At 34.6% G+C, this 26215-nt stretch carries 16 protein-coding genes and 1 pseudogene; 14 read left to right on the top strand and 3 right to left on the bottom strand.

The annotated features are described in order from the left end of the window. Positions 1-11: 11 nt before the first annotated feature. On the bottom strand, positions 12-3653 hold the full coding sequence (locus ACQ5J2_RS13600) for an RNA-binding domain-containing protein (protein WP_432671001.1): 3642 nt from the start codon (positions 3651-3653) through the stop codon (positions 12-14). 1030 nt (positions 3654-4683) lie between these two features. On the opposite strand from ACQ5J2_RS13600, the gene ACQ5J2_RS13595 reads away from it, so the two are divergent. From ACQ5J2_RS13595 to ACQ5J2_RS13550, 10 genes are all read left to right on the top strand, one after another. Further along, complete coding sequence (locus ACQ5J2_RS13595) at positions 4684-6021, top strand: sigma-54-dependent transcriptional regulator (RefSeq protein WP_432671000.1); 1338 nt, start codon at positions 4684-4686, stop codon at positions 6019-6021. Positions 6022-6440: 419 nt separating this feature from the next. Next, the gene (locus ACQ5J2_RS13590; RefSeq protein WP_432670999.1) at positions 6441-6731 is read left to right on the top strand and encodes a DUF7674 family protein; all 291 of its coding nucleotides are present in this window, start codon (positions 6441-6443) and stop codon (positions 6729-6731) included. A 109-nt stretch (positions 6732-6840) separates the two neighbouring features. Continuing rightward, positions 6841-7200 carry a DUF7674 family protein gene (locus ACQ5J2_RS13585; protein ID WP_432670998.1) on the top strand — a complete coding sequence of 120 codons (360 nt, stop codon included), beginning with the start codon at positions 6841-6843 and terminating at the stop codon, positions 7198-7200. A gap of 4 nt (positions 7201-7204) precedes the next feature. Continuing rightward, complete coding sequence (gene kdpF / locus ACQ5J2_RS13580) at positions 7205-7282, top strand: K(+)-transporting ATPase subunit F (RefSeq protein WP_432673318.1); 78 nt, start codon at positions 7205-7207, stop codon at positions 7280-7282. Positions 7283-7317: 35 nt separating this feature from the next. Then, positions 7318-9006 (top strand): potassium-transporting ATPase subunit KdpA, encoded by a 1689-nt coding sequence (gene kdpA / locus ACQ5J2_RS13575; RefSeq protein ID WP_432670997.1) that lies wholly within the window; start codon positions 7318-7320, stop codon positions 9004-9006. 12 nt (positions 9007-9018) lie between these two features. Further along, on the top strand, positions 9019-11028 hold the full coding sequence (gene kdpB / locus ACQ5J2_RS13570; RefSeq protein ID WP_432670996.1) for a potassium-transporting ATPase subunit KdpB: 2010 nt from the start codon (positions 9019-9021) through the stop codon (positions 11026-11028). Positions 11029-11090: 62 nt separating this feature from the next. Further along, positions 11091-11651, top strand: a complete 561-nt coding sequence (locus ACQ5J2_RS13565; protein ID WP_432670995.1) for a K(+)-transporting ATPase subunit C — start codon at positions 11091-11093, stop codon at positions 11649-11651. Between the two features lie 67 nt (positions 11652-11718). Further along, a complete protein-coding gene (locus ACQ5J2_RS13560) occupies positions 11719-12804 on the top strand; it encodes a porin (RefSeq protein WP_432670994.1) in 1086 nt (361 codons plus the stop codon). A gap of 230 nt (positions 12805-13034) precedes the next feature. Further along, positions 13035-14162 carry a sensor protein KdpD gene (locus ACQ5J2_RS13555; RefSeq protein WP_432670993.1) on the top strand — a complete coding sequence of 376 codons (1128 nt, stop codon included), beginning with the start codon at positions 13035-13037 and terminating at the stop codon, positions 14160-14162. Between the two features lie 42 nt (positions 14163-14204). After that, positions 14205-15929: an ATP-binding protein gene (locus ACQ5J2_RS13550; protein ID WP_432670992.1), complete on the top strand. Its 1725-nt coding sequence runs from the start codon at positions 14205-14207 to the stop codon at positions 15927-15929. Positions 15930-16537: 608 nt separating this feature from the next. Here the strand turns inward: ACQ5J2_RS13550 and ACQ5J2_RS13545 are convergent. After that, positions 16538-16945 (bottom strand): annotated as a pseudogene (locus ACQ5J2_RS13545) (XRE family transcriptional regulator). Positions 16946-18021: 1076 nt separating this feature from the next. On the opposite strand from ACQ5J2_RS13545, the gene ACQ5J2_RS13540 reads away from it, so the two are divergent. The 4 genes from ACQ5J2_RS13540 to lon all read left to right on the top strand — a co-directional run bounded on the left by ACQ5J2_RS13540 (position 18022) and on the right by lon (position 23659). Further along, the gene (locus ACQ5J2_RS13540) at positions 18022-18840 is read left to right on the top strand and encodes a M48 family metallopeptidase (protein WP_432670991.1); all 819 of its coding nucleotides are present in this window, start codon (positions 18022-18024) and stop codon (positions 18838-18840) included. A gap of 65 nt (positions 18841-18905) precedes the next feature. Then, the gene (locus tag ACQ5J2_RS13535) at positions 18906-20204 is read left to right on the top strand and encodes an MFS transporter (RefSeq protein ID WP_432670990.1); all 1299 of its coding nucleotides are present in this window, start codon (positions 18906-18908) and stop codon (positions 20202-20204) included. Positions 20205-20250: 46 nt separating this feature from the next. Beyond that, positions 20251-21009 (top strand): hypothetical protein, encoded by a 759-nt coding sequence (locus ACQ5J2_RS13530; protein WP_432670989.1) that lies wholly within the window; start codon positions 20251-20253, stop codon positions 21007-21009. A 196-nt stretch (positions 21010-21205) separates the two neighbouring features. After that, a complete protein-coding gene (gene lon, locus ACQ5J2_RS13525) occupies positions 21206-23659 on the top strand; it encodes an endopeptidase La (protein ID WP_432670988.1) in 2454 nt (817 codons plus the stop codon). A gap of 89 nt (positions 23660-23748) precedes the next feature. Here the strand turns inward: lon and ACQ5J2_RS13520 are convergent, their stop codons facing one another. Further along, a complete protein-coding gene (locus tag ACQ5J2_RS13520; protein WP_432670987.1) occupies positions 23749-26133 on the bottom strand; it encodes a DUF5686 family protein in 2385 nt (794 codons plus the stop codon). Positions 26134-26215 lie beyond the last annotated feature (82 nt).

The raw sequence follows: 26215 nt of genomic DNA, 5'->3' as shown, positions 1-26215 counted from the left end.
AGAGAAACCTTTTAAAGTGTGATGTTTATACTATCTCTAAATTTATTTTTAATAAATTTAGATAATTCTATACCTTTCAATTTTTCAGATGACCTTGTGTGTCGAACATAGATAGTTTCTTCAGATTGACCTTTTTCATTTTTTAAAATATGGATTTCATCAATACTTGGCTTCACATTAATAATTAAAATATCACCCTCGGGAAACTTTAAAAATTCTTTTTCTAATATTGTTGGAGAAAAACTGTTTCCAAAGTATTCTTTTACTTTTTGATCAAAGAATTCAGCAAAATCATCTCTTTCTTTACCAATTCCTTTTGATTTTTTTAAATTACTATAATCTTTTTCAAGTCCAAATATTTTTTTATCATCACTAACCCCTAAAAGTAAATATCCTCCAGTAGTATTGGCAAATGCACAAATTGTTTTTAAAGCACTATGGATTATTATGTTTTGAATATTTGGAACATTTTTTGTTTGGTCATGGATTTCTTCAACTTTCAATTTTAAAAAATTTGACTCTTCCTTATTCTTACATTTTGAAATTTTCTTTTCTATATTTTTTATAATTTTTATTTTTTCCTCATTAGGGATGGGAGTAAAAAAAGTAGCTTTAAATTCTAATTTAGGCCCCTCATCCTCATTAATCAAGCTTTTAATATAAACCCTTCTTTTATCTTGTTCATTTTTGAGTTTATCTTCAATAGTTTCTTGAACTGATAAAACTCCTTGAGTGATAAATTCACGAATTCTCTTCAGGTTTTTTAATGTAAAATCATCTAACTCTGAACTCACAACATCAGAAATAATTAAATTATTAGCCAATGCATTCTTTGCAACAGTTTTTAATAGTTTATTATTTTCACCGAAGGGGTTTTTAGTTAAATTAAAGAGACTCTCCAGATCTTCTTCTTTTTGACTATTAAACAAATTCAATATATCTGAAAAAAACACTAAATTTTTTGATTCCGGAAAAGTTTCTAAAGTTTTCTCGTCAATTTTCTCTTTTACTAGTAATATGTCTTTCCTAAAGGCTTCATAATTATCAAAAGAATAATCTGATATTAATTTATCCAATCGGATAAGTGCCAAGAAATAATCTATATAAATATTCAATAAATATGATCTAGCACTTTTAGTGTTTGAAAAAAATGCCTTAGCAAATTTTATGTACTTAATCTTATCTTGTAAATTATTTTGCAATGTAGCATATTGTTCAAAAATATATCCTTTTTCTTCTTCAACTTTAAAATTAATATCATTGAGTTCAGTCCTTAAAATGTCTTCATCTGGTACATATTTAAAATTTTCTAAAATATCCCAATATTCTTCTTCATATTCAGTCCCTATTAAGTCTTTTAAACTCAGTTCTATTTTATCTTTTTCATATTTTAAAAATACAGCTGGGATTTTCCTTCCTTTTTTAAAAATTATTGGAAATAAACCTCGTTCAAAAAAGGTTGTTGATACGTTGTTTAAATGTATTAAGCCATCTCCATAATCAGTTTCAACAAAGACTCCAAATGGTTGTGTATCTTTAACGGTCACGTAAATAATTGAATTAATTTTAGGAATCAGAACGTTAATATTATTATTAGATAAATAATTTTCATTACTAAAAGCTAATTGTTTAGAAATAAAATACCTAAACTCATTGCAGTATAAAGTTATCTCGACATTAATACTCCAGTCGATAATTTTTAAATTGTAGTTTTTCAAGTTTGGATCAGTAATATTTAGATAAGGTAAAAAACCATTAGTATTTTCTATTAATAAATTACATCCTTGTTTATGTTTTTGAATTATTTTTGACAATAAATAGGGACTTTCTAATTTTATATCGTTACCAATATTTGGATTGTCAATTAAAGAGTCATAATTAATAATTAACTTATTTTCAACAAAACATATAGAAGTTTTTAAAGGATTATTTGAATTTGAAATAACATAAAAAGAATTAAGTAACAATTTTTTCTTTAATGAAACATCATTTTCCAAATAAAAGTAAAATCTGTAGAACTGGGCTAATAATATATTGGCCTCCTCTTCTAAATTTATTAATTTATATAGTGTCAATTCAATAAATACCCAGTTTAAGAATTTTTCTAAATTTTTATTTTCAAATAAATCATTATTGGAAGACAAAATAAAATAATCTTGTGTTATTGAACCGATTAATAATTTTTTATTCTTTTGAGAGACTGCTAAAATTTTTCTTATTAAATAAATTTCATTTCTATCAACTATATCATTTCCTTTGAATTCACTTAGAAATTTAATCAAAGTTAAATCATCGAATAAATCGAATTTGTTATGTATTAAATGATTAAATATATATTTAAATTTATTATTTTCACCGATATTATATATTCCATTAATACCATTGTAATTTATTATTTCATTTACAACTAAGATTTCAAGTTTATTATCTCCAATTATTTCAATAATTTTTATTTTTGTTTTTTTTCTTTCAGTTTCATCGGTTATTGATTTTAATAGACCTTTATTTAATATCCATTCCTCGATTTTATTGTGTAATTCTATTACTTCAAGTAGTTCATTAAAATTTTTTCTTTGTGATAAATTATATTTTAATTTTGGTAATATATAATTACAGTAAGTCATTACCCAAAAGCCGCTTTTAAGACTATACTGATTCTGGAGTTGAGAATTATAATAATCATCTTCATTCAAAAAAATTTCAAAGTATTTTTTATAATATTTATCACATGTAGCAATACTTTCAAAAGTGTAAAAAAATGGATCTCGCATTTCAACCTGTTTCAAAAACAGTTTATAATCTATATTAATTACTTCACATTCTATGCTATCACCAATTTTTAAACTTTTATCTTGATTTAGCATACCCATTACTTCATGATAATAGCCATTTTCATCAGTTAAGTTTATTATCAAGATATTTTTATTATTCTTGGTTAATTTATTGCAAAAATTATTGATAGTGAACTTATACTTTTCTCCAATATTGAAAAAAGGGTGCCTGTTGTCAATTACTTTGAGTTTTGGGTAACAATCAACATCAAGCCCAATAATTTCACAATGTAAATCCTGAAATGTCCAAACTGAATCCCTTTGCCATTGATTTGACCTTACTTCAACAAATTTTTCATTTTCTGTATACACCACCACAGTATCAAATTCATCACCATTTCTATAATTTTTTTTACTAAAACCCTTTATCTTGAAATATTTACTGTCACCAATAGTCCATTTGGCATTAGTTGTATCAATATTACTTAAAACAGGAATACCTCTTTTATACCCAATTACTTTACATTTAATTTTCTTAAAATCATATTGCCAAAAATGGGCTTTTACTGTAAGTTTTTTTATGAAGTCACTTTTTAAACTAAAATATTTTTTTCCTGCTATTTCATTGATTTCTTCAATTTCAAAAAAAGATTCAGTACCGATTTTGAAATTAGGGTTTATATAGTTTAAAAAAGTTTTATTTAAGACTTTGTTATATTCTTTAAGAAAAAAATAAGTTCTCTCGTGATTAATATCTTGTAATGTACTTAGTTGATTAACAGGAATTCTATGTTCTTCTTTTGTTTTTAGCTCTACTACTTCATAATATTCGTTATCTACAGTTGTAATAATATTTTTTATTAAACATTCTATTTCAATCATACCAATTTATTTTTTATGTTCTATCTGTATATTTTTTTACATTTTTCACCTACGCCATCATCCTCTTAACAAACACCTCCACAAATTCCTTCATCTTTCCAATAATCCGGTCCACTCGAAGAGTATTGGCGATGTTCCAGAGTTGCTGTTCTAATTTTTTTTTGGTTTGACTGCCATTACGCTCGTATCGTATTGATTAAAAAAAATATAAACGCTAAAGTATCGAATAAAACCTAAAGTCAAATGTGGAAAACCGTAAAAGGAAAAAATTTTTTCTGCGGTACCCAAAATTATGTGATCTGACGCTGGGACGAAAGGTTGAAAAATGTTAGGCCAACTTTCGCAGCATTATAAAGTGGGGCAATACTCTTTGACTCTTAGGTGGTCTGCATCTAGGAAAATGGCAGGTAAACACGACTACTATCGATTTATGATTAATTTAAAGTACATTGATTCTCTTTCCAAAATGTAAGGTTACTGAGTACATTTTTGAACGTTGGTTCAATTAAATACAGCTATTTATTAGGGACACTATTCGCCATTGCAACACATAAACCTTCACGGTTAATCAATACAAAATCTTTAAAAATGGAATCTTTTCAGTAAATCAAAAAAGAGAAGTAGCAGATAGCCTCAAACAGCATTTTAACCCTCGAAGGGTTCGAAACCCTTCGAGGGTTATTTAAGATAAAAAAATAAGAAAACTCATGCTGTAGATAAATTAGAAGTAGAGAGTATGAAAGACGTAGCTAATGAAGAATACATTGGCAGTTTACTCAAGGTAATAGACAGCTAATTCCTTGATAAGAAGCCACTTTTTTGAATAAACTACCTGAAAAGTACTGGAAAAAACACTGTGAAGAGCAACGACAATATTCAAACAAGTGGAAACTGAAAAAGCGGGGCATGAAACAGAGCAAATACGCCTATTTACTTTACATTTTTTATTTCCTAAAAAAGTTATTCAAATTATTTTTACCATTGTTATTTCTTTTAATTCTAGCTTTGCAAAACTAAAGACCACCAATAAGTGAATAAAATACTCCTAATCGACGACGAAGAAAAGCTACGCAATTTACTAGCACGAATCATAACGCTAGAGGGCTTTGAAGTCATTCAAGTAGGCGATTTAAAGTCGGCTGCTAAAAAACTGGATACGGCAGAATTTGACGTTGTCCTTTGTGATGTCAAGCTTCCTGACGGCAACGGTGTGGATTTCTTGAAAACCATCAAAGAGAAAAATCCATTAATCGAAGTGATTTTACTCACCGCTTATGGCAATATTCCCGACGGTGTTCAAGCGATAAAAAATGGAGCATTTGATTATATTACCAAAGGCGACGACAACAATAAAATACTTCCGTTATTGTATAAAGCCTGTGATAAAGTAGCATTGTCCAAACGTGTGCAAAATTTGGAACAGCAAGTAGGGAAAAAGTATTCGTTCGCCAATATTATTGGTACTTCTAAAGAAATAAAAGCCGCTATTGATTTGGCACAAAAAGTTGCCAAAACCGATACAACCGTATTGATTTTAGGCGATACAGGAACAGGAAAAGAAGTCTTTGCACAAGCCATTCACCAAGCCAGTTCGCGACACAACAGGAATTTTGTCGCTGTAAACTGTTCCGCTTTCAGCAAAGAAATTTTAGAAAGTGAATTGTTTGGACACAAGGCAGGCTCGTTTACAGGTGCAATGAAGGATACCAAAGGTTTATTTGAAGAAGCCCACAACGGCACCATTTTTCTAGATGAATTGGGCGAAATGGCAATCGAATTGCAAGCCAAATTATTAAGGGTGTTGGAAACGGGTGAGTTCCTCAAAGTAGGCGAAACCACTCCGACCAAAGTCAATGTTCGGATCATTGCAGCAACCAACAAAAACTTGCAAGAGCAAATTGAACAGCACCAGTTTAGAAGTGATCTCTATTACCGCTTATCTGTCTTTGCGATTGAACTCCCTTCTTTGCAAGATCGGAAAAAAGACATTCCACTATTGGCCAAAAGTTTTGTGGAATATTTTGCCGCTAAATCCAATAAAAAGGAGTTGGTTTTGTCTCCGAAATATCTGAAAGCTTTAGAAGAAAACAGTTGGAAAGGCAATATCAGAGAACTTAAAAACATCATAGAGCGAAGCATCATTTTATGCGACGGCTATATACTCGATATCGAAACCTTGCCTATAGAACTGCAAAACTACAGCGCGGAAGGTGTGAAAACCATGTCGGCTTTCTCGATGATGAGTATCGAAAAATTGCACATTCAAAAAGTACTCAATCACACTAAGGGCAACAAAGCCGAAGCCGCTAGGTTGTTGGAGATTGGTATCGCTACTTTATATCGAAAAATAGAGGAGTATAAATTGTAGTTCTATTTTTTATACTGATTTCACTGATTTGCAGAGATTTTTCCAACATCTAATCTTTTATCGAAAAACACGTTTAATACTCAACGCGGCCAACAGTTTCAACCGTTGGATAAATACCAATATCTTATCGTGATTAAAACCACGAACTACTTCGAACAATAGGCACACTTTATTTTGCACCACACATAATTAAATGCCTACTAATTCGTGCAAGCTGTGTAAAACCCCGCATCCAACCAACTAAAAAAATCCAAGTTTCTTATCAATACGATAATGAGCCTATCATAATGATAGGCTTTTTTATGGGCAACTACTTTTCATAAAATTATAAACAGCTAATTATTAGTAGATTATATTTTTTATAAGGTCTTGGCACGCCGTTGGTTTAAGGCGTTGCACAAACATTAAATAAAAATGTCATGCACAATCAAGTTGAAATTTCCTCTACAGAATTAGAACAAATCGCTATTGAAACCTACAGTTCGATGCAAGAAGGCGATGATGAAAAAGTGGTAAAATTATTAGACCGCGTTAATCTGTTGTTCCAAAAAGGAACGACAGTTACCCAAAATTTAGTGGCCAACAGTTTTATCCTTCCTTTAACGAGCTTGCTCGAAATGAACTACAGTTGGGGAATGCGGTACTTAAAAATTCTGCCGCTTTATCTAAAAAAGGAACACCACAGTCAAGTTTATGCAAGTGGTATTTAATAAATCCAAAAATCAATTAGTTATGTTAACAATTATGCTTTTCGTACTCGGCTTAGTGTGTTTCTGGTTGCTGTATGCTTCCATTACTTATTTTGATACTATTTAAACGATGAAAACAAAAATTTCAGAAACCATCCGCCAGTGGATTCCACTGTCCCAAACTTGGATTAACGAGCTACCAGAAGGCGACGAATCTATTTTGCAGTACATGCTTTTGAAACGAACGGCTCAATGCTGTTCCGAAATGCTCAACTCGGACAATGAAGCCGATATTGCATTGGCACAAAACATCATAAAAGTCATCAATTTACTATACACCAGCGGTAATCATTACATCAAAAATGCTATTGAAAATGAATTTTTCTCCGAACTTATAGTACAGGAAACACCGGCTGGCTTGAAAAAACATTTGGACTACTTTTCGAAAGAATCACGTGAAGGTTATTTAAAAACAATACTAGAAAACTAAAATTATGACCGCACTATTTATTATCGCAATTGGCGTCTTCATCTACATCTGTTATGTACTGATAAAACCTGAAAAATTTTAAAAAAGAGAGAGAATGATTAACCTTAATATTAAAAAATGAATACAGAAATACTGGGAATTGTAGCGATGTTTTTGCTTACGTTAGCACTCGCCATTCCATTAGGGAAATACATTTCCAAGGTCTACGGACTTGAAAAAACATGGCTTGACTTTTTATTCAATCCGCTTGAAAAGCTGTTTTTCAAATGGAGCGGTGTCAATCCAAATGAAGAAATGGATTGGAAACAACACCTGAAAGCCTTATTGACCATTAACTTAATATGGTTCGCTTTGGGAATGCTTATCCTGATGACACAAGGTAGCTTACCGCTAAATCCCGACAGAAACCCAAGTATGTCAGCTGACTTAGCCTTTAACACAGTGATTTCGTTTGTAGTGAATTGCAATCTGCAACACTATTCGGGCGAATCTGGAATGAGCTATTTAGGACAATTTTGGCTGATGTTTTTGCAATTCGTTAGTGCAGGAACGGGAATGGCGGCTGCAGTGGTAGTATTCAGAGCCTTTCGAGATAAAACCGCTACTGAATTGGGAAATTTCTACACCTACTTTATGAAGTCCTGCACCCGTATTTTGTTACCGCTGGCTTTTGTGGTGGCCATTCTATTGGTTTTTCAAGGAACTCCTATGACTTTTGAGGGAAAAGACAGTATTACTACTTTGCAAGGCGACGTGCAGGAAGTGTCTCGCGGACCTGTAGCAGGATTTGTAGCCATCAAACACATTGGTACAAACGGGGGAGGCTTCTTTGGAACAAATGGAGCACATCCGCTGGAGAACCCCACGTATTTCTCCAATATGTTAGAAATGTGGGCTCAAATGATTATTCCTTTTGCAATGATTTTTGCTTTTGGATTTTTTATAAAACGAAGAAAATTCTCTTGGATGATTTTTGGTGTGATGACCCTTGGTTTCTTGGCTTTAGCAATTCCAAATGTCATCGGGGAAATGAACGGAAACCCTATGATTGAGAAAATGGGAATTGATACTTCGCTTGGTGCAATGGAAGGAAAGGAAACCAGAATTGGTGCTGCAGCAACAGGGTATTGGAGTATCGCAACCACTGTGATTTCAACTGGTTCTGTAAATTCCATGCACGACAGTTCAATGCCGCTTTCAGGCATGAACGAACTTCTAGCGATGATGATTAATAGTTTTTATGGTGGTGTAGGCGTTGGTATTTTAAACTTCTTCATCTTCATTATTCTAGCAGTTTTTATAAGCGGACTGATGGTAGGAAGAACGCCCGAATTCTTTGGTAAAAAAGTTGAAGCTCGGGAAATGAAAATAGCAATGATTATCGCTTTATTACACCCCTTTTTAATTTTAGTGGGAACAGCTTTAACTGCTGCAATGCCTGAATATGGAGCGGCAACTTTAAACAATCCTGGATTTCATGGTTTAAGTGAAATGCTGTATGAGTTTACTTCTGCATCCGCCAACAACGGTAGTGGCTTTGAAGGGTTGGGCGACAACACTGTGTGGTGGAACATTTCCACAGGAATCGTTCTGATTTTGGCCCGTTTCCTCCCAATCATAGGACCTGTTGCCATTGCGGGATTACTAGCGGCAAAGAAATTTATTCCTGAAGGAGACGGAACCTTGAAAACAGATACGGCCACTTTTGGAGTAGTAACTTTAACAGTGATAGTAATCATTGCCGCGTTAGCCTTTTTCCCTGTTTTAGCATTAGGACCAATAGCTGAATATTTTACCATTTACTAAAAAGAATTTAAAATGAATAAAGATCAATCCTTATTTCAAAAAGACATCGTGCAATCAGCATTGGTAAAGTCTTTTGTGAAATTGAATCCGAAACTAATGTTTCGAAACCCCGTCATGTTTACCGTCGAAATCGGAACATTCGTAATGCTAATCGTCTCTATCTGGACGCTTACCGGCGAAACTTCACAAGGTAGCTTTGGATATAATTTCGTTGTATTCCTCGTTCTGTTGCTGACGTTACTGTTTGCCAATTTTGCCGAAGCCATTGCCGAAGCCAGAGGAAAAGCACAAGCGGATAGTTTGAGAAAAACAAGAGAAGAAACCCCGGCGATTTTAAAAAGCGGTGAAAAAGTATCTTCGTCCCAACTAAAAAAAGGCGATTTGTTTGTTTGTGAAGCGGGAGATATTATTCCCACGGATGGCGAAATTGTAGAAGGTTTAGCCACTATTGATGAAAGTGCCATCACAGGTGAATCAGCTCCCGTTATAAGAGAATCGGGTGGTGATAAAAGTTCCGTTACTGGAGGGACAAAAGTATTGTCGGATCGAATTATAGTGCAAGTGACCAACGAGCCGGGCGAAAGTTTTTTAGATAAAATGATTGCTTTAGTGGAAGGGGCTTCACGCCAAAAAACGCCTAATGAAATTGCTTTAACCATCTTACTTGCTGGATTTACTTTGGTATTTGTAATTGTGTGTGTGACTTTAAAACCATTTGCAGATTATTCAAATGTGAATATTACCATTGCTTCTTTCATCGCATTATTTGTTTGCTTGATTCCAACAACCATTGGTGGATTGTTATCAGCAATAGGAATTGCAGGAATGGACCGCGCTTTGAGAGCAAATGTAATCACCAAAAGCGGTCGAGCGGTTGAAACGGCAGGAGATATTGATGTATTGTTGTTGGATAAAACCGGAACAATTACCATTGGCAACCGAAAAGCAACGCATTTCTATCCAGCTCCCGGTATTTCAGAAACACAATTAATTAGAGCTGCAGTTTTGAGTTCAATGTCCGATGAAACGCCAGAAGGCAAGTCGATTATTGAATTGGCAAAAATAAATCCGTCCACTTTTCAAGTCGATAATGCACAATTTATCAAGTTCACCGCCGAAACGAGAAGTTCAGGAATCAATTTCGAAAACACGCGAATCCGAAAAGGAGCTACAGATGCAATTAAAAACCTAGTAACTAAAGCAGGAAATCCTTTTCCTGAAGAAGTACTGGCCCAAGTAAAAATAATTGCTGAAAATGGCGGAACGCCTTTAGTAGTTTCCGAAAATGAAGTTGCACTTGGCGTAATTGAATTGCAAGACATTATCAAAGCAGGAATGTTCGAACGGTTTGAACGCCTTCGCAAAATGGGTATCAAAACGGTGATGGTGACGGGTGATAATCCATTGACAGCCAAATTTATTGCCGAAAAAGCAGGTGTCGATGATTTTATTGCCGAAGCGAAACCGGAAGATAAAATGAACTACATCAAACAAGAGCAAATGGCGGGCCGTTTAGTTGCCATGATGGGTGACGGAACGAACGATGCACCGGCTTTGGCTCAAGCAGATGTTGGTGTGGCAATGAACAGCGGAACGCAAGCGGCAAAGGAAGCGGGGAACATGGTCGATTTAGACAATGACCCAACTAAACTCATCGAGATTGTGGAAATTGGAAAACAGCTTTTAATGACTCGTGGAACACTTACAACTTTTAGTATCGCGAATGACGTCGCTAAATATTTTGCCATCATCCCAGCTTTATTTATCACCGCCATTCCAGCACTTCAGGGATTAAACATCATGCATTTGTACAGTCCTGAAAGTGCCATACTTTCAGCCGTAATCTTCAACGCGATTATAATTCCGTTCTTGATTCCATTAGCTTTAAAAGGGGTGACTTACAAACCAATTGGTGCGAGTGCCTTGTTGAGAAGAAATCTACTACTTTTTGGTGTAGGGGGAATTATCGTTCCATTCATCGGTATCAAATTGATTGATATGGTTGTGGCGTTGTTTCTGTAGAAAAGAGTGAACAAAGAGAATAGAAAATAGAATAAAGAAAATAGAATAAAGAGATAGAAATTATGAAAGACAATTTAATAAAAGGAATTCGAATGACGGTAGTGCTACTCGTACTTTTTACAGTTCTCTATCCAGCGGCAGTTTGGGCTTTTGCTCAATGGGCTCCCAACAACGGAAAAGGAGAAGTGGTAACGTATAAGCAAGGTTATGGTTACGCTAACGTGGGACAAAGCTTCACCGAAGACAAGTATTTCTGGGGTCGTCCTTCAGCGGTAGCGTACAACGCTGCTGGTTCAGGAGCAAGTAACAAAGGGGCTTCAAATGAAGAATATTTAGCCGTAGTGCAAGGTCGAATTGATACTTTTTTACTTAAAAACCCAACACTTAAAAAATCAGAAATTCCTGTGGATTTAGTAACCGCAAGCGGAAGTGGATTAGACCCCAATATTTCGGTTAAAAGTGCGAAAATTCAAATCGCGAGAATTCAAAATGCGAGAAACATAAGTACTGAAAAATTGAATGCGTTAGTAGATGCAAACACAGAACATCCTTTCCTTGGGCTTTTTGGCCCGACAAAAGTGAATGTTTTGAAACTAAATAGTGCGCTTGACCAACTAAAATAAACCAATTAACAGAGCTGGGGAGGTAAGCCATGCCTCCCTTTTTTTTAAATTACTAACAAAAATAAAGATGAACACACAAAATATTTTCGCTGCATTCACTTTCTGTCTTTCAGTTGCAGCTTTTGCTCAAGAGGAACAACCTAAAAATCCATTGACCATCAGTGGTTATGCCGAAACGTATTATCAGTACGATGTAAATAACCCAGATAATAACACACGTCCTGGATTTATCTACAGCCACAACCGCAACAATGAAGTGAGTTTAAACCTTGCCTATTTAAAAGCCAATTACGATTCAGGAATGATTCGAGCTAATTTAGCTTTAGCAACAGGTTCCTACATGAATGCCAATTATGCAGCAGAGCCTGGTATTTTAAAAAATATTTACGAAGCGAATGTGGGGGTAATGCTTTCAAAAACAAATAATTTGTGGATTACAGCGGGGATTTTGCCTTCGCATATTGGTTATGAAAGCGCTGTCGGAGCCGACTGTTTTACATTGACAAGAAGCATAATGGCAGAAAATTCGCCTTATTTTGAAGCAGGAGCCAAAATTACTTACATTTCACCGAGCGGACAATGGGAATTATCAGGACTGTATTTAAACGGTTGGCAACGCATTCAACGTGTGGATGGAAATACGACACCGGCTTTTGGTCATCAAATTGTGTACAAACCGACTCCTAAAATTGCATTCAATAGCAGTTCATTTATAGGAAATGATAAGCCTGACGAGTTGCGTCAAAAGCGCTATTTTCATGATTTCTATGGTCAATTTGAATTGACAAGTAAAGTAAAACTTATCGCAGGTTTTGACATGGGTTGGGAACAAGACGCACCGCAAAGCGATGCGTATAATAAATGGTATGGAGCTTCAGCGATGGCACAATTCATGGCAACAGACAAATTGAATTTTGCAGTAAGAGGCGAATACTACCAAGATAAAAAAGGAGTTATTATTGCAACAGGAAAGCCAAACGGTTTTGAAACATACGGCGTTTCGTTAAATGCAGATTACAAAATTACACCCAACTTGATGTGGAGGACTGAAGTTAAGAATTACAATAGTGAAGAGGCTATTTTTGCAAAAAATAGTACCCAAACAGCTGACAATAGTTTTTCAGTAGTAACTTCGTTGGCCATTAAGTTTTAGATTTAGGTTTGAGCTCTTGCCACAAAGGCACGAAGGCACAAAGTTTTCTACTTAAAAAGTATTGAGAACTTTGTGTTTTCCTGTTTTTTTTGAAAATACTACTCCAAGGTGTTAATTCGTGACCAAAAAAAGATGCATACTATAAAGTAGAAAACCGTTTCTTGATAACCTTTAAATCTTAAAAAAATCTTCATTGCTTTGCGTCTTCGTGGCAAATAACCTTCAAAAACATGGAACAAGAAAAACAAAATAACGCACAGCATTTCCTCGACCTCATTCAAAAATCACGTCGCGGAAAGTTTAAAGTCTATATCGGGATGAGTGCTGGTGTTGGGAAAACATATCGAATGTTACAGGAAACACGAACGCTTCTAAGGAACGGCATTGATGTCAAAATTGGCTTCATAGAAACACACAACCGTAAAGAAACCCACGAATTATTAGAAGGCTTACCCGTTATTCCCCGTCGAAAACTTTTTTACAAAGGAAAAGAGTTGGAAGAAATGGACGTGCAAGCCATCATCAGTTTGCGTCCTGAAGTAGTCATTGTAGACGAACTGGCCCACACCAATATTGAAGGAAGTGCCAATGAAAAAAGGTGGCAAGATGTATTTGAACTATTAGACGCAGGAATTAATGTGATTTCGGCAGTCAATATTCAACATATCGAAAGTTTAAATCAAGAGGTCAAAAATATTACTAAAATTGAAGTGCAGGAACGCATTCCCGATTTGGTTTTGGCACAAGCCGATGAAGTGGTCAACATTGATTTAACAGCCGAAGAACTTATCAATCGGTTGAAAGAAGGAAAAATTTATCCGCAAGACAAAATCCAAACAGCCTTAAATAATTTCTTTCAAAGCGACCACATTTTGCAATTGCGGGAATTGGCGTTGAAAGAAGTAGCTTCGCAAGTAAACCGTAAAGTAGAAACGGAGGTAATCCGTCCCAATGTGATGAAACACGAGCGGTTTATGGCCTGCATCAGTAGTAACGAAAAAACAGCCAAAAATGTAATCCGAAAAACAGCGCGATTGGCCAATTACTACCACAGTAAATGGTACGTCTTGTATGTTGAAACGCCATTGGAAAACCCAAACAAAATTGCTTTAAATAAACAGCGGCATCTGATAAATAATTTTAAATTAGCCACAGAATTAGGTGCTGAAATTATCAAGATTAAAAACACGTCCATTGCGAAATCCATCATTGACCAAGTTGAACAACGAAAAATAACTACGGTTTGCATCGGACTTCCACGTGTCAGTTTATGGACGGTCATTTTGTCAACCAATATATTCAATACGTTACTCAAAAAATTAGCGTCTAAAAATACAGATTTAGTAATCTTATCTTAAGTAGTTTATGCAGGTTTTTTTTAATTATAAATGTAACTTAAAATGAAAATAAAAACCAAGTTGTTTTTAGGCCTTGGACTCTTATTTATGTTGATTATCATCATCGCAAGTATGAGTATTTTTTACATCAATGCCTTAAAGAAAGACACCAATAATATCTTGGTCGCCAATTACAATACGTTAGAGTATGCTCGAACAATGTTCATTTCATTGGATAAATTAGAAAACAGTAAGGTCGCTTTACTAGAATTTCAGGCCAGTTTAAACAGACAAAAAAAGAACGTGACCGAACCAGGCGAATTACAAATTACCAATTCCATTACCCAAAAATTAACAGTGCTGCACCAGTACCCAGATAGCACGGAAATGGTGTCTAAAATTCGAAAAGACATCACCCAATTGATGCATATCAATATGAATGCCATTGAGAGAAAAAGTAAAGTAGCAAATGAAACGGCGGAATCGGCTATTATCAGAATATCCATTACCGCAACTTTTTGTTTTATTACCGCATTTATTTTATTGGTAAATTTACCCGGAATTATAGCCAATCCCATTCGGGAATTAACGGAAAGCATCAAGGAAATTGCCAACCAAAATTATAAAGAACGGGTCCGATTTGACAGTTCCACAGAGTTCCATCAGTTGTCCCAATCGTTCAACACCATGGCGGAAAAGTTGGAGGAATACTCAGAAAGTAAGCTGGATAAAATCATCAAAGGCAAGAAACGAATTGAAACTTTGATTAACAATATGCAGGACCCCGTAATCGGATTAGATGAAAATAAAATTGTACTTTTTGTAAACAACGAAGCCTTCAAAATAACTGGTTTAACAGCCGAAAATATTATTGGTCGGCACATTCAGGAAGTAGCTTTGAATAATGACTTGATTCGGGATTTAGTTCGCAATACGGCGGCTTCGACTCTTATTAAGGAAAATAAAACATTAAAAATTTATGCCAATAACAAAGAAAGTTATTTTGAAAAAGAAATTATAGACATCAACATAAAACCTACAGGCGAGAGCGATTTGCAGTTTATTGGCCAAGTAATTATGCTAAAAAACATCACGCTTTTTAAAGAATTGGATGTAGCAAAAACCAATTTTATTGCCACCGTTTCGCACGAATTCAAAACGCCTTTAGCCTCTATTCAAATGAGTACAGCTTTGCTCAAAAATGAAAAAATAGGAAATTTAAATGAAGAACAAGACCATTTAATTGACAGCATTAACGATGACAGTAACCGCTTATTAAAAATTACAGGAGAATTATTAAACATGACCCAGTTAGAAAGTGGAAGCATCCAACTTATGATTGCCTCAGTAGACCCTTTGAAAATTGTCCATTCGGCGATTGATGCAACAAAAAACCAAGCGGAACAGAAGAACATCGTAATCTCCACTAATTTCCCCTCAGAAAATGGCCTAGTGCGTGCTGATTTTGAAAAAATGGTTTGGGTACTTACCAATGTCTTGTCCAATGCCATCCGGTATTCTTACGAACATTCCAGTATATTAATCCAAGTGAAAAGCCAAGACAAAGAGGTTTTAATTTCCATTCAAGATTACGGACAAGGCATTCCAGCACAGTATTTGGTAAAAATATTTAATCGCTATTTCAGAGTGCCAGGAAGTAAAAAGGAGGGAACGGGATTAGGTTTAGCCATTAGTAAAGAATTTATAGAATCACAAGGAGGTACTATTTCGGTAGAAAGTGAATTAGCAGCCGGAAGTAAATTTACAATCGCTTTGAAAAAAGCCTAAAAGAAGACTACCTTTTTTTATTTAATAAGAATCAGATCCTTTTCAAAAAACACTTTTCAGTACAATAAGCTGCAATTATAGATATAACGTTTTTCAAGAAAGTACATTTGTAAATAGTACTATTTAATCTCTAATTTTTAGAGGAAAACATACGCTATCAAAAAAAATCTTCGTGTACATAAAAAAGTATAGATAGGTAAAAATTAATGTAATTTGTCCCATACAAATTAGACATTCTATTAAATGCCATCTATCCTTCAATGACTGGACCAAAGTCTAGCCTTACTATAGGAACCGACCGTACTGCTCTAGTAGCTTAACGCCCTAGTCTCGTAGAGACGACCCATCTTGTAGCAACGGATTTTAATCCGTGGAAAAAAAAAAGATTATTTAACAAACAAGTCTCGTAGAGACGACGCATCTTGTAGCAACGGATTTTAATCCGTTGAAAAAAAAAAGATTATTTAACAAACAAGTCTCGTAGAGACGACCCATCTTGTAGCATTGGATATTAATCCGTTGAAAAAAATAGATTAATTTAACATATAAGTCTCGTAGAGACAACGCATCTTGTAGCAACGGATTTCAATCCATTGAAAAAAAAGAGATTATTTATTGATTATCTTTTCAAACCTCACCATCATTTCATCGTTCTCTTTCATCCTTCTCTCGTACAAAGCAATTTTTTCTTCATGCCATTTTAGCAATTAAACAATTGGATTATGATTAACTGTGCCGTAGTTAAAGGAATTACTAAAAGCATGTTCTCCAAAAGTATTCGTAATTACATTCACCACTTGTTCCTCATCAAAATTCTGAAACGCTTCCACCAGAATCTTCAACGAACTGGAGATTTGTGTCACGATAGTAGTGTCAATGACCTCTTTTTGCTCCAACATAGAAATCTTTTTCTGGTTCCAGTCGATGCCCAAATCATAAGCCAATGCTTCCTGCTTGATGCCCAGCATTTCTCTGAAACGCTTCACATTTCTTCCTTGATGTATTTTTTGTTCCATAACGATTCCCATTTTTCTGAAGGGGCAAAGATAAAGCCCTTGGTTAAAAATTGTGCATCCCAAAGATAAAAAAATATTTGGTGCAACGCTCTCTTTTTAGAGACTAAAATATTCGCGGTACTAAATAAAATCCCTCGTAATCTTAAGTAGCGGGATATGTTAACTGGATGCCCTGCGGTTAAAATGAAAAGAAGCATTAAAAGATAGCCTCGAACAGCCTTTTAACCTTCGCAGGGTTCCAAACCCTTCGAGGGTTGTTGGTGAAAAAAACTTTAACACTAAAAACTAACAATCCCTTAATTTGAGACTATAATAAACGAAAGATTTAACCTTCGCAGAGTTCTAATTACTACCAAAAATTAAAATAAAAGGTCCAAAATACAGAAATTTACATCATAAGCTGCACCATTATTTGAAAACGACCCACGGAAAAATAATCTAAATAGCTACTGTATAGATACTCCCTACTTCAAGTATAGATGAAGTATGGATAGTGTATGAAACGTGTATTCGGCAAAAAAGGCAATACATAGAAAATTTTTCTAAATATTTCAATTTAGATAGAAAATAGAGAAAAAAGGAATTGGTTAAAAAGAGGTAATCTTAGAAGTAAAATAAAACAAAGGTACTAAATTTTGGGTATAACCCAAAAACAAAAGCGAAAGGCATAAATTTAAATCAAGAACAACCTTTTAGGTACAACGGCAAACAAATCAAACTCTTTTGTCCAAACACAATGATGGAAAAAACAGTTACAGAACTTAAAATGAGTACAACATTTGTTAAACTACCCAATAACATTAAAATTAAAAGCAAAGTAAACTACCACTTCAAACAGAACATTCAAGGTCAATGAAAATATCAAAATACCATCAAACTGAATAGACAGCGAAATAGAAGAAAAAGCGTATTTCAACCATACAATCGCGTGCTTATAACCGCTTTTTAAAATGTAAAGATTAACATCAAATAGAATATTTAGTCCTATACAGATAAAGTATAATGTTTTTTCTAAATTCTATATTCTCAACTGTTAAAATTTATTGTAATTTTGCTTTTGTTAAATAAAACAAATTATGAAAAAATATACCTATATCTTCACAGCACTTGCACTCGGTATCGCCGTTTCTTGTGCCACCAATCCTTTTTCGGGAAAGAAAACGATGGCATTGGTGCCCGACTCGGAAATTTTACCATCTGCTTTTGCGCAATACAGTACTTTTTTGACTGAAAATAAAGTAGTAAGCGGTACTACGAATGCAAAATTAGTAGAGTCGGTGGGAATTAAAATTAAAAATGCTGCCGAGCGGTACTTAAATGCAAATGGCTATCAAGGTTATTTGAAAGACTACCGTTGGGAATATAAACTAATTGACAGTAAAGAAGTGAATGCTTGGTGTATGCCAGGAGGAAAAATTGTAGTGTACAGTGGTATTTTACCAGTTACGAAAACAGAAGCAGGTTTAGCAACAGTAATGGGGCATGAAGTAGCACACGCTTTGGCAAATCACGGACAACAAAGAATGAGTGGTTCCATGTTGCAACAATTAGGTGCTGTAGGAGCTCAGGTTTTAGTAGGTGAACAAAGCGAAACAACACAAGCTTTAGCCATGCAAGCGTATGGTGCGGGAAGTAATGTTTTGGGAATGTTACCTTTTAGTCGAAGTCACGAAACTGAAGCAGATGAAATTGGTTTAACTTTGATGGCAATTGCGGGATACAATCCGGAAGAATCTGTAGCATTTTGGGGACGAATGTCAGCTAACTCAGGTGGTGGAGCCCCTCCAGAATTTATGAGCACACACCCTTCCGATCAAACAAGGATGAGCAACTTGCAACGTTTAATTCCGCAAGCTAAAAAAGAAGCTGCTAAATTTGGAGTTACATTTAAATAAAAAATGAGTACATTCGAAGCTGTCAATTTATTGGCAGCTTTTTTTGTTTATTAAAATTTCTCTTTATGAATCAACTTGAAAAAGGCAGTAAGAAACTGCAGAATGCTTGGGCTTTTTACGATTGGGCAAACTCGGTTTATCCGTTAGTAATTTCTTCTTCGATTTTCCCGATTTTCTATGCGAGTTTGTTTTCGGATGAATTTCCTGCGGTTCCCGTCTTTGGATTTGAAATTAAAAACACAGCATTAATAAGTTTCGTTACAGCAATTGCCTTTTTAGTGGTGGCTATAATTTCACCGCTACTTTCTGGGATTGCTGATTATGTGGGAAATAAGAAACGATTCCTCCAATTCTTTTGTTATCTCGGTGCGTTATCTTGCATTGGTTTATATTGGTTTTCTCTTGAAAATATTTACTTTGGATTAGTATGTTATTTCTTAGGTTTAATAGGGTTCTGGGGAAGCTTAGTGTTCTATAATTCGTATTTACCTGATGTTGCCTTTGAAGAGCAACAAGACAAACTGAGTGCAAAAGGGTATTCCTTAGGCTATATTGGTAGTGTAATTTTGCTTATTGCAAGTCTAGCAATGGTCATCGGAAAAGAAGGTCAGGAAGCCATGGAGGCGATGCGATTGACATTTGTGTTTACAGGAATTTGGTGGATACTTTTCAGTCAATACAGCTTTTATTTTTTACCAAAAGGAAATAAAACAAATCAAAAAGTAACCACTTCAATTTTATTTAATGGATTTAGAGAGTTGCGAAAAGTTAAAAATCAATTGTTTGAAAACGTAGCACTTAAACGATACCTAATTGCTTTTTTTGTTTACAGCATGGCGGTTCAAACGGTAATGTTAGTGGCGACTTATTTTGGCGAACAGGAAATCAATTGGCCATCACCAAGCGATAAAACAATGGGATTAATTATCAGTATTTTGGTAATTCAGCTCGTAGCTGTTTTAGGAGCGTTTATTACTTCTCGGGCTTCCGCCAAATTCGGAAACATTCCTACATTAATTGTGATCAACATAATTTGGGCAATCATTTGCGTTTGTGCCTATTTTGTCACCGAACCCATTCATTTCTATGTTACAGCTGGTTTTGTCGGATTAGTAATGGGCGGAATTCAAGCACTTTCGCGTTCGACGTATTCGAAATTTTTACCAAAAACAGATGACACAACTTCCTACTTTAGTTTCTATGACGTTTCCGAGAAAATCGGAATCGTTATAGGAATGGGACTTTACGGTTTAATAGACCAACTTACGGGAAGTATGCGAAATTCTATTGTATTTCTTACGTTGTTTTTCATAGGAGGCGTTTTATTACTTTTAAGAGTGCCAAAAAAAAGTATTTCAAAATAATAAAAAAAGGTATATTTGAAATCGAAAACTAACCCATTTTACGAAAATGAAAAAAATCAATCAATTCTTGTTTTTCTTCTTAGCCACAACAGCTACTTTTTTAACAGCTTGCTCGACTGATATTGAGCCTTTAGACCCATCGGTTTCTGGTGAAATACCAACTGAAAATCCAGGAACTAATCCAGGAACTAATCCAGGTACAAATCCGGGAACTCCTTCAGGTGATTATTGGCCAATGGTTGTAAATAATACTTGGGTTTATAAAAATAATGGAGTGCAACAGCCACCGATGAAAATTACTTCTTCAGAACAAATTGAAGGTAAAACTTATTACAAGTATAGTAATTTTGTAGGAACTACAACGATTCAAGGCCTTTCCTTTTCCGGAAATGTGTGGTCTAGAAAAGAGAACAATACTTATTTTATTCGTCAAGAAGCAAGTATTCCTGCTCAAAATGGAAATCCTGCTATTACGGTTTTACCTACAGTAGTTCAAATTTTAAAGGATAATTTAGCCGTAAATCAAACTTGGACCCATACTTTTACGCAAACAATGATGCTCGGGAATATTCCTGTTCCTTCGGATGTGGAAATTATTGGTAAAGTTTTGGAAAAAGGAATTGAAATTACCATTAATGGCGTTACTTATTCAGAGGTTATCAAAGTCAAAGTAACACAAAATACACAAGGTGTTTCGCAAGGAAATCTTTATTGGTTTGCCAAAAACATCGGATTGGTAAAATTTCAAAATGAATTAGGCACTGCTGAATCCAATTACGAAATTGTATCTTACAGTTTAAATTAATACACATTTGTTTAAAAAGTAAAAGCCGTTTCTAATAAGAAGCGGTTTTTTTATGGCACAAAGATTGACTTTACAGATTGAATTCAGACTAATAATTAATTTTAGAAGGCTGTAATTCAATAAAATACTTTATTACCTTTACTTGATTTTATAGAGTGAAGCTATTTTCTTAATGACAAAATGACTTAAATATAATATGTCGAATCAAAAAATAATCACATTAGACAATATGTCACTTCATGAGTTGGACAGCGAAGCCGAATTAATTCCGCTTTTAACGCCCGAAGACGAAGAAGAAATGAACAACGAAGAACTTCCGAATGATATAGCGATTTTGCCTTTGCGAAACACCGTTTTATTTCCCGGAGTTGTAATTCCTATTACCGCTGGTAGAGATAAATCGATTAAATTAATCAACGATGCGAATGCAGCAGGTAAGGTAATTGGTGTTGTTTCTCAAAAAAATGAAGACATTGAAGAACCTACTTTCAATGATATCCATAAAATTGGTACCGTAGCTCGAATTTTACGTGTTTTGAAAATGCCTGACGGAAACGTTACGGTTATTCTTCAAGGGAAAAAGCGTTTCGAAATAGCCGAAATGACTACCGAGTCGCCGTATATGAAAGCTACAATCAAAGAAGTAGAAGAAAAACGTCCTCGGAAAAATGATAAGGAATTTTCTGCTATTATCGATTCTGTAAAAGAACTGGCGACGGCTATTATTGAGGAAAGTCCAAACATTCCTACAGAAGCTACTTTTGCTATTAAAAATATCGGAAGTCATTCATTCCTAATCAATTTTGTTTCTTCCAATATGAATCTTTCGGTTCAAGAGAAGCAAGATTTGTTGTCGATAAATAACCTGAAAGATAGAGCTTTAAGAGCTTTGAAATTCATGAATATTGAGTTGCAGAAATTGGAACTTAAAAATGATATTCAATCTAAAGTTCGTTTTGATTTAGACCAACAACAGCGTGAATACTTTTTGCACCAGCAAATTAAAACCATTCAAGAAGAATTGGGTGGCGTTTCGCAAGAAGAGGAGTTGGAAGAAATGCGTCAAAAAGCAGCTAAGAAAAAGTGGGACGAAAAAACTCAAAAACATTTTGAAAAAGAATTGTCTAAAATGCAACGGATGAATCCGCAAGCACCTGATTTTGGCATTCAACGTAACTATTTGGAATTGTTTTTAGAACTTCCGTGGAATCATTTTTCAAAAGATAAATTCGACTTAAAATTTGCACAAAAGGTTTTAGACCGCGACCATTTTGGTTTAGATGAGGTTAAGAAACGAATCATCGAACATTTGGCCGTTTTAAAATTAAGAAACGATATGAAATCGCCAATTTTGTGTTTGACAGGACCTCCGGGAGTTGGAAAAACGTCGATTGGAAAATCAATTGCGGAAGCTTTAGGTCGTGAATACGTTCGGATTTCACTTGGTGGTTTGCGTGATGAAGCAGAAATTAGAGGACACAGAAAAACCTATATTGGTGCAATGCCGGGAAGAATAATTCAAAGTTTGAAAAAAGCAGGAACTTCAAATCCCGTTTTTGTTTTGGACGAAATTGACAAACTTTCAAGCAGTCACAATGGCGACCCGTCTTCTGCTTTATTAGAAGTTTTAGATCCAGAACAAAACAATGATTTTTACGATAACTTCCTTGAATTGGGTTATGATTTATCGAAAGTGATGTTTATTGCTACTTCAAATAACATGAGTACTATTCAGCCCGCTTTGCGTGACCGAATGGAAATCATCAAAATGTCGGGTTACACGATTGAAGAAAAAGTAGAGATTGCAAGAAAACATTTGTTTCCAAAACAACTGAAAGAACACGGTTTGACTTCGAAACAATTATCAATTGGCAGAAAACAATTGGAGTTTATTGTAGAAGGTTATACCAGAGAATCGGGCGTTCGTGGTTTAGAAAATAAAGTGGCTCAAGTGATTCGTGGTGCTGCAAAAGCAGTAGCGATGGAGGAGGAGTATAATTTAAAAATAACGGAGGCTGATGTCGTAAAAGCATTGGGAGCTCCAAGAATGCAACGGGACAAGTCAGAAAATAACGAAGTTGCCGGAGTTGTTACCGGATTAGCTTGGACAAGTGTTGGCGGTGATATTCTTTTCATTGAATCCTTGATTTCAAAAGGAAAAGGGACATTGACCATGACGGGGAATTTAGGAACCGTGATGAAAGAATCGGCTACAATTGCTTTAGAATACATTAAATCTAACGCCGTAAGTTTAGGACTTGACGCTGAAATGTTACCAAAATACAACGTTCATATTCACGTTCCTGAAGGTGCGACTCCAAAAGATGGACCTAGTGCCGGAATTGCCATGTTGACTTCGCTTGTTTCGGTTTTTACACAAAAAAGAATCAAGAAAAGTCTTGCCATGACAGGAGAAATTACCCTTCGTGGAAAAGTGCTTCCTGTAGGTGGAATCAAGGAAAAAATCCTTGCAGCCAAAAGAGCCAACATCAAAGAAATTATTCTTTGTCACGAAAATAAACGCGATATTGATGAAATCAAGCAAGAATATTTAGAAGGTTTGACTTTTCATTATGTTAAAGAAATGAGTGATGTTTTGGCCATTGCCATTACAGATCAAGATGTGAAGAATGCCAAAGTGATTGCTTAAACTCCTTTTACTGTATTTCATAAATTATAAATGCCCAATAAAATAGTACTTATTTTATTGGGCATTATTAGTTTTGAAAGGAAGCTTTTTTACTTAATCGTAAATGTAGCACTGAATTTATAAACAAAATTATCTTTCGTATTCGGATTTTCATAAGCTCCATAACGGTAATAAACTCCGGCTCCAAATCCCAAATAACCAATGTCTAAATAATTCATTTTAATAAGGTTATCTAATTGAAGTCCTGTTTCCATAAACACTTTCTCCTTCGTATTATAAGTAGTTAATGTGTTTTTACTTGCGTTTTCATCGGAAAGTGTACCATATCCAAAATTATTATGAAGCGTTATTCCGGGTTGAAATTTCCCCACTTTAAACAATAAACCTCCAAAATTATGCGACAGAAATAAATTAGCATATTTGTCTGATAAAAACTCATACGGAAGCATCGTTTGAAAATAATTCGGAATCATATATGGATAATCTTTATCATAACTTCCTTCACCTGTAAAAAGCAAGCCATATGGTAACGGATTATCTATGATTCCCAAATCAAGCTGGTACTTAGTAGTTCCGAAATTTTTTGTAAAGAAAGATTGTTCAATTCTCACTTCAACTTTGTTGTAATTAAAATCACTGTTCATCACAGCCTTAATTCCCTTTGAATAAGAAACCGATAGAATAGGGTAGGTGCTTCCTACAGACATGCGTTGGTTGAATGAACTTATAAATTTTTCTTTGAAACCAAATCGTAAATCAATTCGGACATTGCTGTCGTGGTAATCTGTGTAAATTTGACCATTTTCTTGAAATTCTGAAAGGTATTTTGGAGTCGTAGCACTTTGCGTCAGGCTTACTTTCCATTTCAAATACCTGAAACTTCGTGCTTCAATATTGAAACTGGTCTGTTTCACATTATCCATCAAATATGCTTGAAAATTTCTAAAGTTCAACATGTTTTGTAAGGTTGAATTTAAGCCGTAGTTTCCCGCTTCTATGAGGTTGTTTTGGTATTTACCGCCAATTTTAAATTCATCTTTCTTTGAAATAGTATAAAAAACTTCACCTCCATACTTCCAATCGTAATCTCTAGTTCCGTAACCCAAGAATCCTCCAAACGTCCATTTTTCAGATAATTTTTCATTCGTATAAGCTCCCAATCCTAATCGGAATCCCTCGTATTTATTGTACACAATTGTCTTGGCTAAATCCAGGTCAAATACACCAATACCAATTTTAAACTGCGTTAATTTTTCAACACTACTCAGTATTTTATCAAAATTATTCTCTTTACCTATGCTGTCGACCACACGATACGTTACTTGTTCCTTTTCAGAAAGTTTTTCCACTCGGTAATTGTCCCAAAATAAACTGTCTTTCTTAGCAGCCATTTTATCAATACGGACGCTTTCGAGTGCAAACTCTTTCTTTCGTAGAGGAATTTCGAGTTCAACTTCGCTAATGTAGCTTTTTCCGTCAACCACCATTTTTAAATCGGTGAATTGCAATCCATAATTCAACTGTTCGGGAAACCAGTATTTATTTTCTAAAAAAACATATTTCTGCTGAATTTTAATGTCTATTTTTCCCTTTTCAAAAGGGGAGGCAATTACGTTTTGAACCGCAAATTTATTGGTATTGATATACAATTGTCCTTGTAAACCTTCAAAGTTTTTATTCTTTTTGGGTTGAAAAGAAATGATGTAAATCGTGTCTTTATTTTGAAAGATGGTATCTTCAAGAATAAATTGATATTTATTTAAACTCCCCTTGCTGATTGGATTTAGGTATTGAATATCAAATAATTTGATGTTGTCTTGGTAGAAAGAAAAAGGTTGTAAGTCGGTTGCTAATGAGGCAAATGATGGGTTTTGAAAACCAGAAACTTTGGTTCCAATGACTACTTCCTCACTAATATCTGGAGCTATAAATTTACGCTCCGAAACTGATTCCATCATGAAAAGCGGACTGTCTTTCAGCAGTTTTCCTTTCATTTTTATATTCACACTGTCTTCTTTCGTGGTTCCATCTGTTTTCACATCATAAACCATCTTATTGTAGGATTTATATTTGAACGATGGAATTCTTTCAGGATTATTTTTATCCTTATTGGCAATCACTTTTTTAATAATTGCATTTGCAGGGTTCTCGCTGGGTCTGATGACGACTTCTTGAAGGTTGTTTTCAGAAGCTTTTAAGTAAACAACTAGATTTTTACTAGTCGTAATTTGCATATTAAATGTTTCATAGCCTACATACGTACAAGTCAGATTTGTAATGTTTTGCACTGTCGAAAAGCTGAATTTTCCATCAATATCCGAGGAAGTTGCCATTCTTGGATTATTATTGAACGTAAAATTGGCAAAAGCCAAAGGTTCTTTAGTTACGGAATCAAAGACTTTTCCGGTAATAGATTGAGCGAAAGCTGGTGCAAAGAAGGTAAAAGCGAACAGAAGAAGTAGTATTTTTTTCATAGACACTAATTAATGTTGGGGTTATTATTTTAGTATTGAAAGATATAATAAAAATTAAAAACGAACACTTTTATAGAATAGA

The sequence above is a fragment of the Flavobacterium sp. SM2513 genome (assembly GCF_050908145.1).
In the GTDB taxonomy this organism is placed as follows: domain Bacteria; phylum Bacteroidota; class Bacteroidia; order Flavobacteriales; family Flavobacteriaceae; genus Flavobacterium.
The sequence above is the reverse complement of the archived record's forward strand: the minus strand, read 5'-3'. Positions and strand labels throughout refer to the sequence as shown.

Bases quoted from the DNA above. Each gene is read 5' to 3' on its own strand.
- ACQ5J2_RS13550 (WP_432670992.1), top strand. From the start codon at position 14,205: ATGAAAATAAAAACCAAGTTGTTTTTAGGCCTTGGACTCTTATTTATG.
- ACQ5J2_RS13590 (WP_432670999.1), top strand. From the start codon at position 6,441: ATGCACAATCAAGTTGAAATTTCCTCTACAGAATTAGAACAAATCGCT.
- ACQ5J2_RS13555 (WP_432670993.1), top strand. From the start codon at position 13,035: ATGGAACAAGAAAAACAAAATAACGCACAGCATTTCCTCGACCTCATT.
- ACQ5J2_RS13565 (WP_432670995.1), top strand. From the start codon at position 11,091: ATGAAAGACAATTTAATAAAAGGAATTCGAATGACGGTAGTGCTACTC.
- ACQ5J2_RS13530 (WP_432670989.1), top strand. From the start codon at position 20,251: ATGAAAAAAATCAATCAATTCTTGTTTTTCTTCTTAGCCACAACAGCT.
- kdpB (WP_432670996.1), top strand. From the start codon at position 9,019: ATGAATAAAGATCAATCCTTATTTCAAAAAGACATCGTGCAATCAGCA.
- ACQ5J2_RS13600 (WP_432671001.1), bottom strand. From the start codon at position 3,653: ATGATTGAAATAGAATGTTTAATAAAAAATATTATTACAACTGTAGAT.
- ACQ5J2_RS13540 (WP_432670991.1), top strand. From the start codon at position 18,022: ATGAAAAAATATACCTATATCTTCACAGCACTTGCACTCGGTATCGCC.
- kdpF (WP_432673318.1), top strand. From the start codon at position 7,205: ATGACCGCACTATTTATTATCGCAATTGGCGTCTTCATCTACATCTGT.
- ACQ5J2_RS13560 (WP_432670994.1), top strand. From the start codon at position 11,719: ATGAACACACAAAATATTTTCGCTGCATTCACTTTCTGTCTTTCAGTT.
- kdpA (WP_432670997.1), top strand. From the start codon at position 7,318: ATGAATACAGAAATACTGGGAATTGTAGCGATGTTTTTGCTTACGTTA.
- ACQ5J2_RS13520 (WP_432670987.1), bottom strand. From the start codon at position 26,133: ATGAAAAAAATACTACTTCTTCTGTTCGCTTTTACCTTCTTTGCACCA.
- ACQ5J2_RS13535 (WP_432670990.1), top strand. From the start codon at position 18,906: ATGAATCAACTTGAAAAAGGCAGTAAGAAACTGCAGAATGCTTGGGCT.
- ACQ5J2_RS13585 (WP_432670998.1), top strand. From the start codon at position 6,841: ATGAAAACAAAAATTTCAGAAACCATCCGCCAGTGGATTCCACTGTCC.
- lon (WP_432670988.1), top strand. From the start codon at position 21,206: ATGTCGAATCAAAAAATAATCACATTAGACAATATGTCACTTCATGAG.